Consider the following 23,088-nt stretch of genomic DNA (forward strand, 5'->3'; position numbering starts at 1 on the left):
TCACATCTGCTAAATCTATCCTTTAGCTATTGATACCTGATTCCCTGGGGGAAGTTGTGAATCTGCAACAAAAATTGGCGCAGTTCCCGCGTCTCGATTTAGTCGGCTCTGCCACACCGCTCGAAAAGCTGTCTCGCCTCTCAGACTACCTTGGCCGTGAAATTTACATCAAGCGTGACGACGTCACGCCGATGGCAATGGGCGGTAACAAACTGAGAAAGCTTGAGTTTTTGGCCGCCGATGCGCTGCGTCAGGGAGCCGATACGCTGGTCACCGCCGGTGCCATCCAATCCAACCATGTGCGCCAAACGGCGGCGGTGGCGGCCAAGTTGGGCCTGCACTGCGTGGCGTTGCTGGAAAATCCGATCGACACCCAGGAAGAAAATTACCTGACCAACGGCAACCGTCTGCTGCTCGGGCTGTTCAACGCGCAGGTGGAAATGTGCGAAGCGCTGCACGATCCGCAGCAGCAGTTGACCGATCTGGCTACACGCCTCGAAGCACAAGGCTTCCGACCTTATGTGGTGCCGGTAGGTGGCTCTAATGCGCTGGGTGCATTGGGTTACGTACAGTGTGCGCTGGAAATTGCCGAGCAGAGTCGAGGCAGCAATGTCGCTTTCAGTTCGGTAGTGGTGGCGTCGGGCAGTGCCGGGACCCATGCCGGGCTGGCGGTCGGTCTGCAGCAATTGCTGCCGGAGACTGAACTTGTCGGTGTGACCGTTTCACGCAAAGTTATCGACCAATTGCCCAAGGTGGAGCTGATCCAAAAAGCGCTGGCCAGCAGTTTGGCTATCGACAAACTGGCGCCCATCACACTGTGGGATGATTACTTCGCACCGCAGTACGGCATGCCAAATGAAGAAGGGCTGGCGGCTATCCAGCTGCTGGCGCAGCAGGAAGGGGTGTTACTGGATCCGGTGTATAGCGGCAAGGCAATGGCTGGTCTGATAGACGGTGTCGCCCAGCAGCGTTTCCGTGATGACGGCCCGATTCTGTTCATCCATACCGGTGGTGCTCCAGCGCTATTTGCCTACCATCCACAGGTGTGAGCGCACTTGGTTATTCCATTTTGAACTATATTTATAATGTTATATTCCTGCGTTCAAATGTTGTGGCTGTTAAAGTGCTGAAATCAAAAAAGATAAACAACAGATGGGGTGTTTATGATGTTTTCTAAAGTTCGTCGTCAATTGCTGCTGGGTGTAATGGGCGTGGCGCTGACCGCCGGTTTGAGCACGCAAACCTATGCCGCCGATAATCTGTTGGAGCAGGTGAAGCATCACGGGACCCTGGTCGTAGGGTTGGAAGGCACTTACCCGCCGTTCAGCTTCCAGGGGGAAGACGGCAAACTGACCGGCTTCGAAGTTGATTTCGCCAATGCGCTGGCACAGCATCTTGGCGTAAAAGCCAAGCTGAACCCGACCAAGTGGGACGGCATGCTGGCCTCGCTGGATTCAAAACGTATCGACGTGGTGATCAACCAGGTGACCATTTCGCCAGAGCGCCAGAAGAAATATGATTTCTCCACGCCTTATACCGTCTCCGGTATTCAGGCGCTGGTGAAGAAGGGCAATGAAGGCACCATCACCAAGCCGGACGATCTGAAAGGCAAGAAGGTCGGCGTCGGTCTGGGCACCAACTACGAACAGTGGCTGCGTGACAATGTGCAGGGCGTGGATGTGCGCACCTATGATGATGACCCGACCAAATACCAGGATCTGCGCGTAGGCCGTATCAATGCCATTCTGGTTGACCGTCTGGCGGCCCTGGATCTGGTGAAGAAAACCGGCAATACGCTGGCGGTAGCCGGCCCGGCGTTTTCCCGTCAGGAGTCTGGCGTAGCGGTCCGTAAAAACAACCCGGAACTGCTGGCCGCGATTAACCAGGCGATTGCCGACATGCAAAAAGACGGCACGCTGGCGAAGATCTCTGACAAATGGTTTGGCGCGGACGTAACTAAATAATGCACGAAAGTATTCAACTGGCGCTGGATTCAGCGCCATTTTTATTGAAGGGCGCGATACTCACTCTCCAGCTCAGTCTGGGGGGCATGGCGCTCGGTTTATTGCTCGGTTTTCTGCTGGCGCTGATGCGCCTTTCGCCGTTATGGCCGCTGTCCTGGCTGTCGCGTTTTTACGTGTCACTGTTCCGTGGCACGCCGCTGATTGCCCAGCTGTTCATGATTTACTATGGTCTGCCGCAGTTCGGCATCGAGTTTGATCCCTTCCCGGCGGCGCTGATTGGCCTGTCGCTGAATACCGCGGCTTATACCTCAGAAACCCTGCGTGCGGCAATTTCGTCGATCGAAAAAGGGCAGTGGGAAGCAGCAGCCAGCATAGGTATGACCCGCTGGCAGACGCTGCGCCGGGTGATCTTGCCGCAGGCGGCGCGTACCGCATTGCCCCCGCTGGGTAACAGCTTTATCGGCCTGGTGAAAGACACCTCGCTGGCGGCGACCATTCAGGTACCGGAACTGTTCCGTCAGGCGCAGTTGATTACCTCGCGCACACTGGAAGTGTTCACCATGTATCTGGCGGCCTCGCTGATTTACTGGGTGATGGCGACTCTGCTTTCTGCGCTGCAAAATCGTCTGGAAGCCCACGTCAACCGCCAGGATCAGGAGTAACGCATGAGTGCCATCGAAGTGAAACAGCTGATCAAGCAGTTCAAGGGTCAAACGGTGCTGCATGGGATTGATCTGGAGGTCAGGGCGGGCGAAGTGGTGGCGATTATCGGGCCCAGCGGCTCGGGTAAAACCACCTTGCTGCGCTGCATCAACCTGCTGGAAGTACCGGACTCCGGAACCATTCGCGTCGGCGATATTCAGATCGACAGTTCCAAATCGCTGAACAAACAGAAAAATTTGGTGCGGGCGTTACGCCAGCAAGTCGGGTTCGTGTTCCAGAGCTTCAATCTGTTCCCACACCGTTCGGTGCTGGAAAACATTATTGAAGGCCCGGTTATCGTTAAAGGCGAGTCAAAAGCCAGTGCCGAACAGCGGGCACGGACATTGTTGGCTAAAGTGGGCTTGAACGGTAAAGAGTCCGCCTATCCGCGTCGTCTTTCCGGCGGCCAACAGCAACGGGTGGCGATTGCCCGCGCGCTGGCGATGCAGCCGGAAGTGATCCTGTTTGATGAACCCACTTCTGCGCTAGATCCGGAACTGGTGGGCGAGGTGCTCAATACCATCCGTTCGCTGGCGGAAGAAAAACGCACCATGGTGATCGTGACACACGAGATGAGCTTTGCCCGTGACGTGGCCGACCGCGCCATCTTTATGGACCACGGCCGTATCGTCGAGCAGGGCCCGGCGAAAGAGCTGTTCGCTAATCCGCAACACCAGCGCACCCAACAATTCCTCGATAAGTTCCTGAATCAGTAACAAGGGGGGCATTTTGCCCCCTGACTCTCGATTAACCGGCGTTCAATAATTCATTACGGGCGGCTGCGGCCAAAAAGGCGCTGCGGCTGCCATAGCCCGGATGCTGCTGTACCATTGAATCGATGCGGTTCAGCAGGCGGTGCGGCAGGGTAATATTGATACGCTCAGCCCGACCGTCAAACTTATCCATATTGATGTCGACCAGCAGCCACTGTCCGCCGTTCAGCGTGTCGCTCTCCTGCGCCAGATGGAAGGAAACGGCCTGTGGGTGTGGGATGGACTGGTTATCTTCGCTCAGGAGCTCGAAATGCGCGTCCAGCGCGCTTTTCGCGTCTTCAAAGGCTTTATCGAGGGTATCGCCGGCAAAATAACAGCCTGGCACATCGGGAAAGAAACCGCTGGCGCTGCCGTCGTGTTCTGAATGTACATAAGCAGGGTAGAACATAATTTCTCCTGTTAATTCATGGCGCCAGGGGGTAACGCAGTCCAGCATCTTTCATAATTTGGCGCAGCGTTCCCGGTTTCAGATCCTTACGCGGGTGTGGAACGGTGATCACCAGGCGGGATCCCGGGTGTTTAAACTGATGGTGGCTTCCCTTTATCCGCTCTAAGACCCAACCATTCTTTTCTAATAGCCCGATCAGTTGTGAACTTTTCACACGCTTACCGTCCTTTTATTGTACACACTATACACACTTGATGGCAACGAGATTAATACGCTAACGTGCCGCTTTTGTGCAGACAATAAAAAACCCTGCACGAGTGCAGGGTTTGCGGGAAGGTACGCAGGCTGGATGATAAAAGGCGGTAATCCAGCGCTACGGATTAACCTATGGTCATCAGGCTGGCGTTACCGCCGGCGGCAGCGGTGTTGACACTCAGCGAGCGTTCGATCAGCAGACGTTCCAACAGGATATTGGTCTCGCCGTGGGCAAAGCCCTGTACCGAAACGATCGCGCCGCTGCGCTGGGCAATTTGCTCGCACAGGGTACGTAACTGATCGGCATCGCCGTGGTAAATGGCGGCGTCAAACTCGACCTTGTCCTGCTGCCAGTCCTTGCTGAAACTGATGCTGGCCTGAACCGCAGCCGGCAGGCGGCGATAAAGGGCACGTTGCAGCTCGGCTTCCGGCCACAGCACGCTGCTGCCCACTGCCAGTACCGCAGCCAACTGAGCCAGGGCATCGGCTTCGTTATCGGCCAGGCACAGGACCCGCTCACGCGGCAGCAGGGCGTAGGTATTGCGCTCGCCGGTCGGGCCTGGCAGAGGGCGCAGGGTGCCGCCCTGGCCCAGTTCGGCGTAGCGTTGTGCCAGCGTCACCAACTCAGATTGTTTTTCGGCAACGGCCCATTGCTCCAGTGCCTGATGGGCTTTGAGCAGTTGTGGCCGTGCGGTAGCCTCCAGCGGGCGTTCGTCATCCTGTCGCTTCAGGGTACGTAGCACCGCGTCATCCGGACGGTTGGCCAGCAAGCGGTACAGATACAGAGGACCACCGGCTTTCGGACCGGTGCCGGACAGGCCTTCGCCACCAAACGGTTGCACGCCGACCACGGCACCGACCATGTTGCGGTTAACGTACAGGTTACCGACCTTGGCGCGTTCGGTGACGCGGGCGATGGTCTCATCGATACGGGTGTGGATACCCAGCGTCAGACCATAGCCGGCGGCGTTAATCTGATCGACCAGCGATTCCATATTGGAGCGCTGGAAGCGCACCACGTGCAGTACCGGGCCGAAGATCTCTTTTTGCAGCTCGTCGAAGCTGTCCAGTTCGATCAGCGTTGGCTTGATAAAGGTACCGCGTGACCACTCTTTCTCATCCTGCGCATTGCCTTTCGCCGCCTGATAGACCTTGCGGCCCTTGGCGCGCATCGCCTGAATATGACGTTCGATACCGGTTTTGGCATCGGCGTCGATCACCGGGCCAATGTCGGTAGACAGGCGTTCCGGGTTACCCATGCGGCACTCGGCCATCGCGCCGCGCAGCATTTGCAGCGTATGATCCGCCACGTCTTCCTGAATGCACAGGATACGCAGGGCAGAACAACGCTGACCGGCACTGTCGAAGGCGGAGGCGACCACGTCGGTCACGACCTGTTCGGTCAGAGCCGAAGAGTCAACGATCATGGCGTTCAGACCACCGGTTTCGGCGATCAGCGGCGTTGGACGCCCTTGCGGATCCAGACGACCGGCGATATTGCGCTGCAGGATACCGGCAACGTCGGTAGAGCCGGTAAACATCACGCCACGCACGCGGGCATCATTGACCAACACTGAGCCGACGCTTTCACCCTGGCCTGGTAGCAGTTGCAGCACGCCTTGTGGAATGCCGGCTTCCAGCAGAATACGTACCGCCTGTGCGGCGATCAGCGGGGTTTGCTCGGCCGGTTTTGCCAGCACGCTGTTGCCTGCAGCCAGCGCCGCGGCAATCTGGCCGGTAAAGATCGCCAGCGGGAAGTTCCACGGGCTGATACAAACCACCGGGCCCAGTGGACGGTGGCTGTCATTGGCGAAGTCATCGCGTACCTGTCCGGCGTAGTAATGCAGGAAATCGACCGCTTCACGCACTTCGGCAATGGCGTTGTTAAAGGTTTTACCCGCTTCGCGTACCAGAATACCCAACAGGCTTTGCAACTGGCCTTCCATCAGTTCAGCGGCGCGTTCGAGAATGGCGGCGCGTTCGGACGGCGGGGTAGCGAACCAGATTGGGCCGGCAGCAGCAGCGGCATCGAGCGCCCGGCTGACTTCCCCTTCGGTGGCTTCGCGCACGTAACCGACGATATCGCCCGGTTCGGCAGGGTTAATCACCGGTTGTTCCACGCCCTGATCCAGTTCGGCATCGATAATGGGTTCTGCGCGCCATGGCTGCGTGGCACTGGTCAGCAATGCGCTGGACAGTGACGCCAAACGCTGTTCGTTGGACAGGTCCAGGCCGCTGGAGTTGGTGCGTTTCTCGCCATACAGCTCGCGCGGCAGCGGGATACGCGGGTGCGGCAGGCCAATTTGCCCTTCGCTGGCGGCCATGGCTTCAACTGCGCCGACCGGATCGGCCACCAGTTCGTCGAGCGGCAGAGTCGCGTCGGCGATACGGTTAACGAATGAGGTATTGGCACCGTTTTCCAGCAGGCGGCGCACCAGGTAAGCCAGCAGCGTTTCATGGGTACCGACCGGAGCATAGATGCGGCAAGGGCGGTTTAGCTTACCCTCAGCGACTTTCCCCACCACCTGTTCATACAGCGGTTCACCCATGCCGTGCAGACACTGGAACTCATACTGGCCTGGGTAGTAGTTGTTGCCTGCCATGTGGTAAATCGCGCTCAGGGTGTGGGCGTTATGGGTAGCAAACTGCGGATAAATCAGGTTTGGCACCGCCAGCAATTTGCGGGCGCAGGCCAGGTAGGAAACGTCGGTGTAAACCTTGCGGGTGTAAACTGGATAGCCTTCCAACCCGTCCATTTGGGCGCGTTTGATCTCGCTGTCCCAGTAGGCACCTTTCACCAGACGGATCATCAGGCGACGACGGCTGCGCTGCGCCATGTCGATCACGGCGTCGATGGCGAACGGGCAGCGCTTTTGATAGGCCTGGATCACGAAGCCGATACCGTTCCAGCCGGCCAACTGTGGTTCAAAGCACAGCTTCTCCAGCAGGTCGAGTGAGATCTCCAGGCGGTCGGCTTCTTCGGCGTCGATATTGATGCCGATATCATATTGGCGCGCTTGCAGGGTCAATGACAGCAGGCGAGGGTAAAGCTCTTCCATTACGCGTTCGTACTGCGCACGGCTGTAGCGCGGATGCAAGGCGGAAAGCTTGATCGAAATGCCCGGGCCTTCATAGATACCGCGGCCGTTAGAGGCCTTGCCGATGGCGTGGATCGCCTGCTGGTAAGACACCAGGTAGGCCTGCGCGTCGGCTTCGGTCAGCGCGGCTTCACCCAGCATGTCGTAGGAGTAGCGGAAACCTTTGTCTTCGAGCTTGCGGGCATTGGCCAGCGCTTCGGCGATGGTTTCGCCGGTCACGAACTGTTCGCCCATCAGGCGCATAGCCATGTCCACGCCTTTGCGGATCAGCGGTTCACCGCTCTTGCCGATAATACGGTTCAGTGAGCGCGACAGGTTGGCTTCGTTATGGGTCGCGACCAGTTTGCCGGTGAACAGCAGGCCCCAGGTGGCAGCGTTAACGAACAGCGACGGGCTGCGGCCAAGGTGAGAATGCCAGTTGCCGTTGCTGATTTTGTCGCGGATCAGCGCGTCACGGGTTGGTTTGTCAGGAATACGCAGCAGGGCTTCCGCCAGGCACATCAGTGCCACGCCTTCTTGTGAGGAAAGGGAGAACTCCTGCAACAGGCCCTGCACCATACCGGCGCGGCCGTTTGCACTCTTTTGGTTACGCAGCTTCTCGGCAATATCGTAAGCCATCTTATGGGTGGCTTTGGCGAGATCGGCAGGTAAACGCGCCTGTTCGAGCAACATCGGCACCGCTTCGGTCTCAGGACGGCGATAGGCTGCGGTAATCGCCGCGCGGTTGACCGACTGCGGCAGAATTTGTTCAGCAAATTCAAGGAATGGCTGGTGGGACTCTTCCTGCAGTTGCGGCATAATGTCGTCCGCTTCGGCCTGGCCGGCAGCGGCAATGGCAGGGATTTCAGGAATGTCGGAACCGTTCTCGAGACGCTCGAGATAATTAAAAATGGCCTGCTTGATCAGCCAGTGCGGCGTGCGATCGATACGCTGTGCTGCGCTTTTGATGCGATCGCGAGTTGCCTCGTCGAGCTTTACGCCCATGGTGGTAGTGCCCATGCCAATCCAACTCCTGTGTTTAAGAACCTATATAAAAACGGCGGGCCAGATAGGCTGCTGGGATAGGTTCGTGCGTTGTGTGCTGTGATGAATGCAGACAATATCCAGCATGTTGCAACTTTGTGCAACCGTGTTAAATCAGGCGGATGAACGAAGTGTGAGTTCCATCGATTTTTTAACATCAATAATCGGCATGGTTCTTGCGTGGCCTTTGGCGCGACAGGGTGGCGAGGGAGGCGGTGAGTAGGTTATCCCCAGTAATATCAGGGCTAACATGAGATTTTTATTAGGTGCAACTCTGTTTGGTGCTGTCAGGTGTAACCCTGAGAGCGGTTAAATGTGACGCAGGGTAAACTTTGTGTAACTTTGTTGTTAAATATCTTGTTGGATAATGAATGGGTCATCTAGGATAGCCGGCAGTCAGACAATTGCGGGCGGAAACTATTTTCACCTGCGGGGGCCCGCGATTTCGCCACGTTCCGGCGGATTGGCAAGCAGTAACTATACCCTATAGCTTTCAAGCTGCAGCTAGGCGAGCGCAGGTAACAACGCTGCAGCTTGAAAGATGACGGGGATATCGCAATACAGCGCGAAATAATAATGAGAGTGGAGAATTTCATGACAATGAGCACACCGATGCTGGTGACCTTCCTGGTGTATATCTTCGGGATGGTGTTAATCGGCCTACTTGCCTATCGGGCAACCAATAACTTTGACGACTACATTCTGGGCGGTCGTAGCCTGGGTAGCGTAGTGACCGCGCTTTCTGCCGGCGCATCAGACATGAGCGGCTGGCTGTTGATGGGCTTGCCGGGCGCCATCTTCCTGTCCGGCATCTCCGAAAGCTGGATTGCCATTGGCCTGACGATCGGTGCTTATTTCAACTGGAAGCTGGTGGCGGGGCGGCTGCGCGTGCATACCGAAGCCAACAATAATGCCCTGACGCTGCCGGATTACTTCACCAGCCGTTTCGAAGACAACAGCAAGCTGCTGCGGGTGATTTCCGCCATTGTTATCCTGGTGTTCTTCACTATTTACTGTGCTTCCGGCATCGTGGCCGGTGCGCGCCTGTTCGAAAGCACCTTCGGGATGAGCTACGAAACCGCGCTGTGGGCCGGTGCTGCGGCCACTATCCTTTATACCTTCATTGGCGGGTTCCTGGCGGTGAGTTGGACCGACACCGTGCAGGCCAGCCTGATGATTTTCGCGCTGATCCTGACGCCGGTGATTGTTATTTTCGCGGTTGGCGGTATTGATACCTCGATGATGGTGATTGAGGCCAAGAACCCGGCCAATATCGATATGCTGAAAGGCCTGAACTTTGTAGCGATCCTCTCCTTGCTGGGTTGGGGCCTGGGTTACTTCGGTCAGCCACATATTCTGGCGCGCTTTATGGCGGCAGACTCTCACCGTACCATTCGCAGCGCACGCCGCATCAGCATGACCTGGATGATCCTGTGTCTGGCCGGCACCATTGCCGTCGGTTTCTTCGGTATCGCCTACTTTGCCAACAACCCTTCGCTGGCGGGCAATGTGTCGCAGAACGGTGAGCGCGTGTTTATCGAATTGGCGATGATCCTGTTCAACCCGTGGGTAGCGGGCATTCTGTTGTCGGCAATTTTGGCAGCGGTAATGAGCACCCTGAGCTGTCAACTGTTGGTGTGTTCAAGCGCGATTACCGAAGACCTGTACAAAGCTTTCCTGCGTAAAGGTGCCAGCCAGCGTGAGCTGGTGTGGGTCGGGCGCTTCATGGTGCTGCTGGTGGCGCTGATTGCCATCGCGCTGGCGGCAAACCCGGAAAACCGCGTGCTGGGTCTGGTGAGCTACGCCTGGGCCGGCTTCGGTGCGGCCTTTGGTCCGGTGGTGTTGATCTCGGTAATGTGGTCACGCATGACCCGTAATGGCGCATTGGCCGGTATGCTGGTGGGTGCGGTAACGGTGATCGTCTGGAAACAGTTTGCCTGGTTGGATCTGTATGAAATTATCCCTGGCTTCCTGTTCGCTTGTATCGCCATCGTGGTGGTGAGCCTGATGGGGCGTCAGCCTTCGGCAACCATCACCGAACGTTTTGATCAGGCCGAAGCCGAGTTCAAAACCGTTTAATCCTCTTGCACCGCGAGTCTCAAAGGGCGCTTAATGCGCCCTTTGTCATTTTCTATTCCGTGGTTTTCTGTCATCTGCCTGAAACACCTGGCGACATTTGATTAGAAAAAATCACCCTTGTGGCTCTTGTATTTCTTCCAGCCAGAATGATAATCACTATCGTTGTGTTTTACTTTTCTTTACATTGGCGTTACCGCCATTTCTCGCGTGCGGACGCTTCGCAGCAGATGCCTTTTTAGGGGTTATTAATTATGTTTGTTCCCTTCCTTATCATGTTCCGTGAGGGGCTGGAGGCGGCGTTGATCGTCAGCCTGATTGCCAGTTACCTCAAACGCACGCAGCGCGGTCAATGGCTAGGCGTGGTATGGATAGGGGTGATTGTTGCCGCTGCCCTGTGCCTGGCGCTCGGTATTTTCATCAATGAAACCACCGGCGAATTCCCGCAGAAGCAACAAGAGCTGTTTGAAGGCATTGTTGCGGTGGTAGCGGTGCTGATCCTCACCTATATGGTGTTCTGGATGCGCAAAGTATCCAAGTCGGTCAAGGTGCATCTGGAAGGCGCTATCGATAACGCACTCAGCTCCGGTAAAGGCCAGGGCTGGGCGCTGGTGGCGATGGTGTTTTTTGCCGTGGCCCGCGAAGGCCTGGAGTCGGTGTTTTTCCTGTTGGCAGCCTTCCAGCAAGACGTTGGCATTGCGGCGCCTATCGGTGCGGTACTCGGCCTGGTGGCGGCCATCGTGCTGGGCATGGTTATCTACTGGGGCGGCGTAAAGTTGCATCTGGCCAAGTTCTTCAAGTGGACCAGCCTGTTTATCCTGTTCGTGGCCGCCGGCCTGGCTGCCGGGGCGATCCGCGCTTTCCATGAGGCCGGATTGTGGAACCACTTCCAGGATATCGCTTTCGACTTCAGTAACCATCTGTCGACCCATTCGCTGTTTGGCACCCTGCTCGAAGGTATCTTCGGCTATCAGGAAGCGCCAACGGTAAGCGAAGTAGCGGTCTATTTCCTGTATCTGATCCCAGCACTGATTTTCTTTTTCCTGCCGCAGCGTGCGGAACCGGCAGCGGTTTCGGCGCAACGTAAAATCAATCATTAATTTTAATAGGGAATTTGTATGTCTACTCCATTATTCCGCCGCAAGGCGTTGCACGCAGCATTACTGGCTTTGCCGGCGTTCGCGCTAAGCATCAACGCTCAGGCGGCGGACGTGCCGCAGGTGAAAATTACCGTTAACGACAAACAGTGTGAGCCGATGCAGTTGACGGTAGCGGCCGGTAAAACCCAGTTTGTGGTGCACAACACCAGCCAGAAAAACGTCGAATGGGAAATCCTCAAAGGGGTGATGGTGGTGGAAGAGCGTGAGAATATCGCGCCGGGCTTCACCCAGAAGATGACCGCCAACCTGGAGGCGGGTGAATACGACATGACCTGCGGACTGCTCAGCAACCCCAAGGGCAAGCTGACCGTGACCGCTGCCGCAGGCGCCGCCACCGACGGCAAACCGAATGCAATGGAGTTGGTCGGGCCGATTGCCGAATACAAGGTTTATGTGACCAAAGAAGTGGAAGGCCTGGTTAAGCAGACCAAGCTGTTCACCGACGCTATCAAAGCCGGCAACGTGGAACAGGCGCGTAAACTCTATGCGCCGACACGCCAGCACTACGAACGCATTGAACCTATCGCCGAACTGTTCTCCGACCTGGACGGCAGTATCGACGCCCGTGAAGACGATTACGAGAAGAAAGCGGAAGATCCGAAGTTCACCGGTTTCCACCGCCTGGAAAAAGCGCTGTTTGCCGATAACACCACCAAAGACATGAGCAAATACGCCGACCAACTGTATAACGACACCCTCGAGCTGCAAAAACGCGTCACCGATTTGACCTTCCCGCCAAGCAAAGTGGTGGGCGGGGCGGCCGGTCTGATCGAAGAAGTCGCGGCGAGCAAAATCAGCGGTGAAGAAGACCGTTACAGCCGTACCGACCTGTGGGATTTCCAGGCTAACGTCGACGGCGCGCAGAAAATCGTTAACCTGCTGCGTCCGCTGCTGGTCAAGGCCAATAAACCGTTGCTGGACAAGATCGACGCCAACTTTAAAACCGTTGATACCATTTTGGCGAAGTACAAAACCAAAGACGGCTATGAGTCTTACGAGAAGCTGACCAATGCCGATCGCAATGCCATGAAAGGGCCGATCACGACCCTGGCGGAAGATTTGTCACAACTGCGTGGCGTTCTGGGTCTGGATTGAGGCAAGCATAATGAGTAACAAGATCGGCCCGGAAAACGGGCCGCATCCACAGGGCGCGGCGTCACCGTCGCGCCGCCGTTTATTGCAGGGGTTGGGGCTGGGCGTGCTGGCGCTGGGCGGCAGCCGTCTGACCCAGGCGGCGGATAAAACCACCGATCCGCTGGCGGTACCGCAGGACGAACGTTGGCAGAAGCAGCCGTTCTATGGCGTGCATCAGGCCGGGATCCTCACGCCGCAGCAGGCCGCGATGATGCTGGTCGCGTTCGACGTGCTGGCGAGTAACAAGCAGGATTTGGAGCGTTTGTTCCGGTTGCTGACCACCCGCATTGCTTTCCTGACCACGGGTGGCAGGGCGCCGGAGGTGGATCCCAAGTTGCCACCGCTCGATTCGGGCATTATGGGGCCGGAGATTTATCCGGATAACCTGACGATCACCGTATCGGTCGGCACCTCGTTGTTTGACGAGCGTTTCGGTCTGCAGGCGCAAAAACCGCTGCGGCTGCAGAAAATGACGCGCTTCCCTAACGATTCGCTGGATGCCAGCCTGTGCCACGGGGATTTGGTGCTGCAGATTTGCGCCAATACCAATGAAACTGCTCTCCACGCGCTGCGCGACATTATCAAGCATTCGCCGGATCTGCTCAGCGTGCGCTGGAAGCGGGAAGGGTTTATTTCTGCCCACGCCGCACGTAGCAAAGGCAAGGAAACGCCAATTAACCTGCTGGGCTTTAAAGACGGCACCGCCAACCCGAAAACCAGCGACAAACCCTTGATGGATCAGGTGGTGTGGACTGCAGACAACGCCGGGGAACCGGCATGGGCGGTGGGTGGCAGCTACCAGGCCGCGCGTATTATCCGTTTCCACGTGGAATTCTGGGATCGCACACCGTTGCAGGAACAGCAAACCATCTTTGGCCGCGACAAGCACAGCGGTGCGCCACTGGGCATGAAGCATGAGCACGACGAGCCGGACTACGCGCAAGATCCCGAGGGGAAAATGATCCCGATGGACGCGCATATTCGCCTGGCCAACCCGCGCACGCCGCAAACCCAAAGCAACTTACTGTTGCGCCGTGGTTACAGCTATTCAATCGGCGTGTCCAATTCCGGTCAGTTGGAGATGGGGCTGCTGTTTGTTTGTTATCAGGCCGATCTGGAAAAAGGCTTCCTGACGGTGCAAAAGCGCCTGAACGGCGAAGCGCTGGAAGAGTATGCCAAACCGATCGGCGGCGGCTATTTCTTTGCGCTACCTGGGGTAAAAGACGCCAATGATTACCTGGGCAGCGGCCTGTTGAAAGCCTAAGCCACGTCTAAAAAGGCGGGGGATCCCCGCCTGATTGTTTCTGTCATTCACGACGAACCACCGTTAATTAAAATCAATAGTGACCTTGCGCAATTGGGGGACCGGGCTTTAATTAAGCTAACTATTTTCATTTTTTGTTAAAAGCATTAACATGCTGGCCATAACGTTCCAAATGGTTCATATAATTCGATCCCTTTAACGGCAATCCCCTGATGAAAAGCACTCATAAAAACCGGTTGGCAGTTTCAGCGCTGGTTATTCCAGCCCTACTGCCTGTTTCTGCCAGCTTTGCGCAGGACAAGGACAGCGAACAGACCATGGTGGTCACCGCCAAGCGCAGCGGTCTTTCTGAACTCTCAACCCCGGCTGCCGTCAGCGTGGTCACGGGCGATCAAATCCGTGAGGCACGGCCACAGATCAACCTGTCGGAAAGTCTGGGCAGCGTACCCGGTTTACAAATTCAGAACCGCCAGAACTATGCGCAGGATTTGCAGCTCTCGGTGCGTGGTTTCGGCGCGCGCTCAATGTATGGCGTGCGCGGCGTGCGTATCTATGTCGATGGCATTCCGGCCACCATGCCGGATGGGCAGGGGCAGACCTCGAACATTGATCTTAACTCGGTCGAGAAGGTGGAAGTGCTGCGCGGCCCGTTTTCCGCGCTCTACGGTAATGCTTCCGGCGGCATGGTGAATGTGGAAACCGAAACAGGCCAACAGCCGCCCCGCCTTGAGGCCAGTTCGTACTTCGGCAGCTACGGCACCTGGCGCTATGGCGTCAAGGCCACCGGAGCGACCGGTGACGGTACCCACGCAGGTGATGTCAACTACACCATTTCCGGCACCCGTTTCACCACTCAAGGGTTCCGTGACCACAGTGGCGCACGGAAAAATCTGGGTAATGCCAAACTGGGCGTTCGCATCGACGATGTCAGCACGCTCACGCTGCTGTTTAACAGTGTTGATATCAACGCCAATGATCCGGGCGGTCTGACCTCCGCCGAATGGCACGATAATCCGCGCCAGGCCCCGCGAGCCGATCAGTACAATACGCGCAAAACCACGTCACAAACGCAGGCCGGGTTGCACTATCAGCGTCAGATGGGCACTGATGACGACCTGAGCATCATGATGTATGCCGGTGAGCGTGAAACCACTCAGTACCAGTCGATCCCGGTCGCGGTACAGCAGCGCAGTGCGCAGCATCCGGGTGGGGTGATTGACCTGACGCGCCATTATCAGGGAATTGATACCCGCTGGACGCACCATGGCGAGCTGGGCGTGCCATATACCCTGACCGGCGGGCTGGATTATGAAACCATGACCGAGCAGCGCAAAGGGTATGAAAACTTTACCCAGGTCAACGGAGTTACTGAGCTGGGTACCGAGGGAGCGTTGCGCCGCAACGAACGCAACCTGATGTGGAATGTGGATCCTTACCTGCAAACCTCATGGCAGTTGACGCAACAGCTGACGCTGGATGTTGGTATGCGTTACAGCACCGTCAATTTCGACTCTAACGATCACTACGTCACCGGCGCTAATGGTGATGACAGCGGTAGTGCCAGTTACCATCAGTGGCTGCCTGCCGGCTCTCTTAACTATGCGGTGATGAGCGGCTGGAACCTGTATCTTTCCGCCGGTCGCGGTTTTGAGACGCCGACCATTAACGAACTGTCTTACCGTTCTGGCGATCAGGCCGGGCTGAACTTCGGGCTGAATCCCTCGACCAGCGACACGGTGGAGTTGGGCAGTAAAACCCGCATTGGCAATGGCCTGCTGACCGCTGCCGTTTTCCAGACTGACACTCGCAACGAAATCGTGGTGGATGAAAGCAGCAACGGCCGCACCAGCTACAAAAACGCCGGACAAACCCGCAGGCGTGGCCTGGAGCTGGCGCTGGATCAGCAATTCGCTTATGACTGGCGGGTGCAGTTGGCCTGGACGTTGCTGGATGCACGCTATCGTGATGATGTATGCGGCGACAGCCAGTGTTCGACGGCCAACAGGGTACCCAGTGGCAACCGCATGCCGGGCATTGCACGTAATATGGGGTATGCTTCGCTTGCCTGGTCACCGCCGGAAGGTTGGTATGCCGGTGCAGAGGTGCGCTATATGAGCGATATTGAAGTTAACGATGCCAACACGGAGCAGGCCCCGGCTTATACCACCGTTGGGTTGAATACTGGCTACCGTTATCCGCTGGGCAATTGGATGCTTAACGTTTTCGGTCGGGTAGATAATCTGTTTGACCGACAATATGTGGGCTCGGTGATCGTTAATGAAGGCAATGGCCGTTACTACGAACCGGCACCGGGCAGAAACTGGGGCGGCGGATTGAGCGTTTCTTATACCTTCGAGTAACTTGCGGACTCGCCTGTCGGCGTCATCATTCAGCATCAGGGCGGGAGCTTTCCCGCCTTTTTTATTTATAAATTTCGGGGGGATTGACAGGTTCTGGGTTGGGTGAAATTTAATCGGGAAACCAAAATGTCATCGACGTCATTTAATGGTAAGTGTTTGATATTATGTGTATTAAAAATTTTATTGAATGACGTAATCGGCGTGATATAGTGTTCGTGCGCTACGTGAAAACAAAAAAGATTAAATTTTTTTACATTTTAGTAACGCGGCAAGGTTGAATGTCATTATACTGTAATCATCTGGCGGTAGTTTTCACAAGGTGCACAGCTCGAAGCTGTAAATAACACTGCGGGGATCGCTAATGGTAAAGTCCTTGGTTGGGCTAGAAAGAAAAAATAACAGACCTTCCCTGATTTCTCGTTGTAACGAGGGCATTCTCTCCGACTCTCTTTTCCAGGCTACTCCACACGCTCGTCATCACAAATTCTTGTCACTTTTTAATCCGGTTTTAATTACGCAATCGCGTTATCCCGTGAAACATCGGTGTGCCGTCACGCCCGCCGTATATTCACTTTTTCAATTGGCTATTGTTGGCTCGAAAGGAAGCCGAAACCTAATCTGTGTGTGAAACATAATCGCGCGGCCTGGCCGTTGCGGTAGGTGAAACAAACTGTAAGGTGCCACTATGAGACAAAAAGCAGTGATCAAAGCACGTCGTGAAGCGAAACGCGTTATTCGTCGTGACGCTCGTAGTCATCGCCAGCTTGAAGAAGAGTCTGTAACCTCGCTGGTACAAATGGGTGGTGTTGAGTCTATCGGCATGGCACGTGACAAGCGCGATAGCTCTCCCATAGAGGCACGAACCGAAGCTCAGGGTCATTACTTAATCGCCATAGATAAGAAGCAGTTGATTTTTGCCACCGGTGAAGCCGGCTGCGGCAAAACTTTCATCAGCGCTGCGAAAGCGGCAGAAGCCCTTATACATAAAGAAGTGGATCGGATTATTGTTACTCGTCCGGTTCTGCAGGCGGATGAAGACCTCGGTTTCTTACCCGGGGATATCTCTGAGAAGTTCGCCCCTTATTTCCGCCCGGTGTATGACATTCTGGTGCGCCGTTTAGGATCGTCCTTTATGCAATACTGCCTGCGTCCGGAAATCGGCAAGGTAGAGATCGCGCCTTTCGCCTACATGCGCGGGCGTACCTTCGAAAATGCGGTCGTTATCCTGGATGAAGCCCAGAACGTGACCGCCAGCCAGATGAAGATGTTCCTGACCCGTTTGGGTGAGAACGTAACGGTAATCGTTAATGGTGACGTAACCCAATGCGACTTGCCACGCGGCGTGAAGTCCGGCCTCAGCGATGCGATGGAACGCTTCGAGGAGGATGAAATGATCGGCATCATCCGCTTTGACAAACAAGACTGCGTCCGCTCCGCCCTGTGCCAGCGTACGCTCAACGCCTACAGTTAAAACCTGCCCGCTAATTCAAGGCCGCCGCTTCGGCGGCCTTTTTGTTGTTTTGAATGTCATTAAGCCAGCGGACTTTCAACAGTGAATGGCTCAATTAAAAGTAAAAGCTGTCCATCAGCTGATAAGCGGAGGTTGGAATTTCTGACAAAAGAATTATTATTTTTCTCGTGGCTATCATTAATTAAAAACACGATGAGTTAATCATAAAGTGATTGTTGCGCACTGATCGACATCAAATTAATAATTTATAGTCTTGTGGCAACTTACCCGAATCGCTAATAACTAAAATGCAAAAATAAATTAACCCATGTTGATTTTGACGGTTTAACGCTGCCGGTCTGGCAGGGACGGATAATCTGCGTGCGTTGAGATTTTGTGTAAATTATTGTGGTTTTTTGTATAGATTTTAATTGGATTAGCGTTAATGATTAGTGGGGTTCCAGGCGGCGCAGGGGGCACCCGCCAAAAGGAAATAGTTGGGGAGTACGCCGGGCAGGCGTGCTGGACATTGGGATCTTCAAAGCGGTTCAATCATGAAATATATTATTTTATTGCTATTTATTTTGTGCGTTGTGTATGTCCATTACCGTGGCAGGGTGCGTTACACCTTCTGGCGGCAGCTTTCCGATCATTCGACCTTCACCGCGCCATTGAACGTTTTTATGTACTTATTCTCACGCGTGCCGACCACCCCTTATTTGCAGCCGGAGCAATTCCCTGAACTGCAGGTGCTGCGGGATAATTGGCAAACCATTCGTGATGAAGGGCAGCAGCTGATGGCTATTCAGCAGATCAAAGCCTCGGATCAATTTAACGACGCCGGATTCAATTCGTTTTTCAAAACCGGCTGGAAGCGCTTTTATTTAAAATGGTATGAAGACAGCCATCCGTCGGCGATGAGCCTGTGCCCGCAGACCACGGCTTTGTTACGCAGCCTGCCTTCGGTCAAGGCGGCGATGTTTGCCGAACTGCCGGACGGTAGCCGCCTGCCGCGTCACCGCGATCCTTACGCCGGTTCGCTGCGTTATCACCTGGGGCTGATTACCCCGAATGACGACCGCTGTTTTATCGAAGTGGACGGTGAGCGTTACAGCTGGCGCGATGGTGAGGGGGTGATGTTTGACGAGACCTATCTGCATTTTGCCGAAAACCAAAGTGGGCAAAACCGGCTGATTCTGTTTTGTGATATCGAAAGACCGATGCGTTTCCGCTGGGCGCAGGGTATCAACCACTGGTTGGGGCGGAACCTGATGAGCGCGGCTACTGCACCCAATGAAGAGGGCGATCGCACCGGTGGCGTCAACAAGCTGTTCAAGTACATTTATGCGGTGCGTAAAGTGGGGAAACGGCTGAAGGCGTGGAACCGTACCGGGTATTACATCATTAAATGGATTTTGTTTGGTGGTATTGCGGCGGGCATTTTCTTCGCAATTTAAACCTTCGCGGTATAAAGACGATGGGCGCCAATAGGGCGCCCATCGGTTAATCAGGCAAAGATAGTCATCATATAGGCGGCGAACAGCGCCAGATGAGCGGTCCCGTTCAGCACGTTGGTTCTGCCGGTGGAGAACGAAAGCTGGCACAGCAGCAACACCGTCAGCATCACCACAATATGCGGCGTCTGCAAACCGAAGATCAACGTCTGACCGGTCAGCGTGGCGATGACGGTGACCGCCGGTACCGTCAGGGAAATGGTCGCCAGCACCGAGCCGAAGAACAGGTTCATGGCGCGCTGTACCTGATTATTCAATACCGCACGCAGTGCCCCCAGACCTTCAGGCGACAGGATCAGCAGGGCGACCAGGAAGCCGGTAAATTGCGCTGGGGCATTCACCTTGGTCAACAAACCTTCCAGCGGATTGGCGTTAAACTTGGTCACCGCGATCACCGCAACCAGATGCACGATCAGCCAACCGGCATGCCAGGCACTGCTGTGTGAGGAAGGCTTGCCATGGTGCGGATCGCCATCGTCATCTTCGTGCTCATAGACGAACAGGCTCTGGTGAGTTTTGGTCTGGATCACCAGGAACACGCCGTACATGGCGGCAGAAATCACCGAAACCAGCAGTGCCTGACCGGTAGTGAAGTTACCGCCCGGCAGCGCACTCGGGAATACCAGCACAATCACCGCCAGTGGGAAAATCGCCATCAGGTACTGTTTGATGCCGCCCAGGTTTACGTACTGGGTAGCGAATTTACGTCCGCCAAGCAGCAGTGCAACACCTACCAACCCGGCGCTGACAATCATAATGATCGAGTAAAGCGTATCGCGCATTAGCGCCGGCGCAGCGTCGCCGGTGGCCATTAGCGCTGAAATAAGGCTGACTTCCAGGATCACCACCGACAGGCTGAGGATCAGCGAGCCGTAGGGTTCACCCAGGCGGTGAGCCAGGACGTCGGCGTGGCGTACTACGCTGAAGGCACTGCTGAGAATACCGATCAAGGCAATGATGTTAATACCGACGATCAGCGGAAAGTTGGTGGTACTGCCCCACAGATTAAGCACCACCAGCGCGGCGATGGGGAGTAGCAGGGAATACTCAGTGTGGCGGGATTTGGATCGGCCAGGATCGTTTTGCGACTTCATTTTGATGGTACTCCTTCTCAAACAGCGTGGTCCCGTCATCGCTGACTGCCGTTAAAGGCAACTCTGCGCATCCAGAATGTAATTATATTTAATAATAATAGGATACACCCGGTGGTGCGTGCCGGGGAATGATGTGATGTTGTTTCACTTGCAAAAGCAAAAGCTTGCAAACTGTGATTAGGTTAACAAAAAAACCGCACGGGGTGCGGTTTTCTTTACTTATTTTTACGCAGTGAGATTGATTTATTTCATCAATGGCACATAAATTGCAGTTTTTGTTTGTATTGCACCGTTAATAAAGGAAAAAATCCTCGTCAGTCATCAATATTGTCCATAATTTCATGCCGTTTATTATGATAACCCTCTTCGTTTAATCCCTCACGCCAGTAAGGCACAGCATAAAGCCGATTACGCTCACATTGGCGATCGCGGCGCAGGTAGCGGCGCAGTTCAACCACCAGACGATCTTCACCTGCCAGCCAGTATTGGGTCGCGGCCTGTGGCTGCGGCAAGGCGCAAAACTGGGTGATCAGCTCGGCGGTTTTCTCGGTGCCGCCAACGATCCAGCTCAACTCAAGGCCTGCCGGTTTTTTCAGCTCGATCACATCGGCCGCGCTATCTACGCGGATAAACGCATTGCCTTCGCTGTGTGCCGGTAGGCCTTCCAGCAAAGCCGCCAGTGCGGGTAAAGAAGAAGGATCACCGGCCAGGCAGTAGAAATCGGCCTCTGGCAGCATGGGTTTCGGGCCACCGGGGTTACTGATGCCAATTTTATCGCCGGCTTTTGCCGCGCGCGCAAAGTCAACCGCCGGGCCGCTGTGGTCATGAATGGCGAATTCAATGTCGACCTCCGCCAGCTCTGGACGCACCGCACGGATGGAATAGGTGCGAACAATGGGGCGTACCGCATCAGCCGCCCAGCGTGGGCCGTCTTCGGTCAGCGTTGGTAGATCCGGTTGTGTCTGGCCTGCAAGCGGCAGGAAAACCTTAATGTGTGCGGCGGCGGCGTTGGCCGGGTAATAGCGCAAGTCCGGCGCGGTGAAGGTGATACGACGCAGGTGCGGGGTAATATCGCGAATGGCACTGACTGCAATCAGGTAGGGTGCGCGTGAGCGTGGGGCTTCGGTAGTCACGGGGTTCTCCTTATGTTCGTTTGGCGCTGAGTATATCACGCCATTTGATAATGAGAATTGTTTGCTAATTGAGGAGAGAGGATGAGGCATCTAAGCTTAAAGTTCACTGACTATATACTGGAGGAAAGTGATGCCCTATAACAGCACAAATGCCTTGCCTGACAATGTGAGGAATGTATTGCCGGCGCATGCGCAAGAGATCTACAAGGAAGCATTCAACAGCGCCTGGCAACAATATCGCGATCCGGACGACCGACGCGGTGACGACAGCCGTGAGGAAACGGCACATAAGGTGGCTTGGGCCGCAGTCAAGCAAAGCTACCGCAAAGGCGATGATGATCACTGGCATAAAAAGTAACCTCTTCACCCGGCGCCTCGGTGCGCCGATAATTCCGGCGTTTTGAACCTACAGCTTGGCAATTAATATTATTGCTGCTGAGTACAAATACTTTTTCACTTTAAACCACGCTTGAAACTTGATTGCTCCCCGAGAAAAGAATAAGGTCATTATTATCGCGGGAAGGGTTATAGAATTAATAAAATTCCGCAGCTAATAAATATACCCTATAGCTTTCAAGTTGCAGCTAGGCGACCAGCTCGCTCATCCCCAGGCGCTTACTTAAGTCAGTAACTGGGGTGAGCGACAAATCTGTCGGGAACAGATTTGAACACTGCTTGCAGCGGCCCTGAAAGGGCAAGGACCATGGATGGTCCTTGTAAGCAGATAACAACGCTGCAACTTGAAAGATGACGGGTATAAGATGAACAGTGGCTAGGGAGTATGAGCAATCTTATTCCCGGGAGGTTGTTAAGGTGTTAACGCGAGATTTTCTGCAAAATGCGGATTGCAAAACAGCATTCGGCACCATTGAGGAGTCGTTGTTACTGACATCAGAGCAGCGTGCGGCCTCACTGGATTGTACTTTATCCCGCCGGCCGGATAACAGCCCGGTGTGGGTTTTTGGCTACGGTTCATTGATGTGGAACCCGGTGTTTGAATCCGAAGAGGTGCGGCCGGCCACCCTGCAAGGTTGGCACCGTGCCTTCTGTTTGCGGCTGACTGCCGGGCGTGGCACCTTGCTTCAGCCGGGGCGTATGCTGGCGCTGAAAGAGGGCGGCCATACCACCGGCCTGGCGTTCCGCCTGCCGGAGGCCAAGCTGCGCGAAGAGCTGGAACTGCTGTGGAAACGTGAAATGCTGACCGGCTGTTATTTACCGACCTGGTGTGACCTCACCCTGGCCGATGGCCAGGTGGTGACCGCGTTGGTGTTTGTCATGAACCCGCAGCACCCGCTGTTTGAAGAAGATACCAGCCACCAGGTGATCGCCCCGTTGATCGCCAGCGCCAGCGGGCCATTGGGCACCAACGCTCAGTATCTGTTCTCACTGGACACCGAGCTGAAAAACCACGGTATGAAGGACGACTGCATTGGCGATTTGGTCTGCTATGTGCAGCAGTGGTTGCAGCAAAATACCTCCGGCCCTGTCGGCCCAGAGGCGACGGCCTGATCTCCGCCCCCTGTTTTCGAGAGGCTCAGCATGCTGAGCCTTTTTCATTTCATATATCTAATACCTATATTTAATAACTTTATTCTGCATGAGTATTTAAGTCACACTTTAAAAGTGGTTATTTATCTCTTTAATTTTAAAGGAATTGGTTATTTACAAAATAAAAAACAGTTAATTCACAGCGTTGAAAA

Annotated in this window: 18 protein-coding genes; 13 read left to right on the forward strand and 5 right to left on the reverse strand. The window is 55.1% G+C overall.

Annotated elements, in window-relative coordinates; translation table 11 throughout:
* Positions 1-56: 56 nt before the first annotated feature.
* The 4 genes from OCH02_RS03000 (at position 57) to tcyN (ending at position 3,382) form a co-directional block, all read left to right on the forward strand.
* Entirely contained in the window at positions 57-1,049 is a 993-nt protein-coding gene (locus OCH02_RS03000) for a D-cysteine desulfhydrase (protein WP_261429763.1), read from the forward strand.
* A gap of 114 nt (positions 1,050-1,163) precedes the next feature.
* Positions 1,164-1,964 carry a cystine ABC transporter substrate-binding protein gene (tcyJ, locus tag OCH02_RS03005; protein ID WP_261429765.1) on the forward strand — a complete coding sequence of 267 codons (801 nt, stop codon included), beginning with the start codon at positions 1,164-1,166 and terminating at the stop codon, positions 1,962-1,964.
* A complete protein-coding gene (gene tcyL / locus OCH02_RS03010; protein ID WP_261091948.1) occupies positions 1,964-2,626 on the forward strand; it encodes a cystine ABC transporter permease in 663 nt (220 codons plus the stop codon). Before tcyJ ends, tcyL begins: the two co-directional genes overlap by 1 nt.
* Positions 2,627-2,629: 3 nt before the next feature.
* On the forward strand, positions 2,630-3,382 hold the full coding sequence (gene tcyN / locus OCH02_RS03015) for an L-cystine ABC transporter ATP-binding protein TcyN (RefSeq protein ID WP_261429767.1): 753 nt from the start codon (positions 2,630-2,632) through the stop codon (positions 3,380-3,382).
* A gap of 31 nt (positions 3,383-3,413) precedes the next feature.
* Here the strand turns inward: tcyN and OCH02_RS03020 are convergent, their stop codons facing one another.
* The 3 genes from OCH02_RS03020 to putA form a co-directional block, all read right to left on the reverse strand.
* Positions 3,414-3,827, reverse strand: coding sequence for a type II toxin-antitoxin system HicB family antitoxin (locus tag OCH02_RS03020; RefSeq protein ID WP_261429770.1), 414 nt, complete (start codon positions 3,825-3,827; stop codon positions 3,414-3,416).
* 16 nt (positions 3,828-3,843) lie between these two features.
* A complete protein-coding gene (locus OCH02_RS03025; protein ID WP_261429772.1) occupies positions 3,844-4,041 on the reverse strand; it encodes a type II toxin-antitoxin system HicA family toxin in 198 nt (65 codons plus the stop codon).
* Positions 4,042-4,207: 166 nt separating this feature from the next.
* On the reverse strand, positions 4,208-8,179 hold the full coding sequence (gene putA / locus OCH02_RS03030; protein ID WP_261429774.1) for a trifunctional transcriptional regulator/proline dehydrogenase/L-glutamate gamma-semialdehyde dehydrogenase: 3,972 nt from the start codon (positions 8,177-8,179) through the stop codon (positions 4,208-4,210).
* Between the two features lie 618 nt (positions 8,180-8,797).
* On the opposite strand from putA, the gene putP reads away from it, so the two are divergent.
* From putP to lpxO, 7 genes are all read left to right on the forward strand, one after another.
* Complete coding sequence (putP, locus tag OCH02_RS03035; RefSeq protein ID WP_261429777.1) at positions 8,798-10,282, forward strand: sodium/proline symporter PutP; 1,485 nt, start codon at positions 8,798-8,800, stop codon at positions 10,280-10,282.
* Positions 10,283-10,533: 251 nt separating this feature from the next.
* A complete protein-coding gene (gene efeU / locus OCH02_RS03040) occupies positions 10,534-11,379 on the forward strand; it encodes an iron uptake transporter permease EfeU (protein WP_261429779.1) in 846 nt (281 codons plus the stop codon).
* Between the two features lie 18 nt (positions 11,380-11,397).
* Complete coding sequence (gene efeO / locus OCH02_RS03045) at positions 11,398-12,534, forward strand: iron uptake system protein EfeO (RefSeq protein ID WP_261429782.1); 1,137 nt, start codon at positions 11,398-11,400, stop codon at positions 12,532-12,534.
* Positions 12,535-12,544: 10 nt separating this feature from the next.
* Entirely contained in the window at positions 12,545-13,837 is a 1,293-nt protein-coding gene (efeB, locus tag OCH02_RS03050) for an iron uptake transporter deferrochelatase/peroxidase subunit (RefSeq protein WP_261429784.1), read from the forward strand.
* 212 nt (positions 13,838-14,049) lie between these two features.
* Positions 14,050-16,197: a TonB-dependent receptor PqqU gene (gene pqqU, locus OCH02_RS03055; RefSeq protein WP_261429787.1), complete on the forward strand. Its 2,148-nt coding sequence runs from the start codon at positions 14,050-14,052 to the stop codon at positions 16,195-16,197.
* 685 nt (positions 16,198-16,882) lie between these two features.
* Entirely contained in the window at positions 16,883-17,668 is a 786-nt protein-coding gene (gene phoH, locus OCH02_RS03060) for a phosphate starvation-inducible protein PhoH (protein WP_004945903.1), read from the forward strand.
* 533 nt (positions 17,669-18,201) lie between these two features.
* Positions 18,202-19,104 (forward strand): lipid A hydroxylase LpxO, encoded by a 903-nt coding sequence (gene lpxO / locus OCH02_RS03065; protein ID WP_153859982.1) that lies wholly within the window; start codon positions 18,202-18,204, stop codon positions 19,102-19,104.
* Positions 19,105-19,154: 50 nt separating this feature from the next.
* Here lpxO and chaA read toward each other — a convergent pair whose 3' ends face one another.
* A complete protein-coding gene (chaA, locus tag OCH02_RS03070) occupies positions 19,155-20,255 on the reverse strand; it encodes a sodium-potassium/proton antiporter ChaA (RefSeq protein WP_261429790.1) in 1,101 nt (366 codons plus the stop codon).
* A gap of 314 nt (positions 20,256-20,569) precedes the next feature.
* Positions 20,570-21,388: a siderophore-interacting protein gene (locus tag OCH02_RS03075; protein ID WP_261429791.1), complete on the reverse strand. Its 819-nt coding sequence runs from the start codon at positions 21,386-21,388 to the stop codon at positions 20,570-20,572.
* 130 nt (positions 21,389-21,518) lie between these two features.
* Between OCH02_RS03075 and chaB the strand changes: the two genes are divergently transcribed.
* Both chaB and OCH02_RS03085 read left to right on the forward strand, forming a co-directional pair.
* Positions 21,519-21,746, forward strand: coding sequence for a putative cation transport regulator ChaB (chaB, locus tag OCH02_RS03080; RefSeq protein WP_261109003.1), 228 nt, complete (start codon positions 21,519-21,521; stop codon positions 21,744-21,746).
* Between the two features lie 455 nt (positions 21,747-22,201).
* Positions 22,202-22,897, forward strand: a complete 696-nt coding sequence (locus tag OCH02_RS03085; RefSeq protein WP_261429792.1) for a gamma-glutamylcyclotransferase — start codon at positions 22,202-22,204, stop codon at positions 22,895-22,897.
* The last annotated feature ends 191 nt before the right edge of the window (positions 22,898-23,088 follow it).

Origin of the sequence: Serratia quinivorans, from assembly GCF_946227985.1 — a bacterium.
GTDB classification, from domain to species: Bacteria; Pseudomonadota; Gammaproteobacteria; order Enterobacterales; family Enterobacteriaceae; genus Serratia; species Serratia quinivorans_A.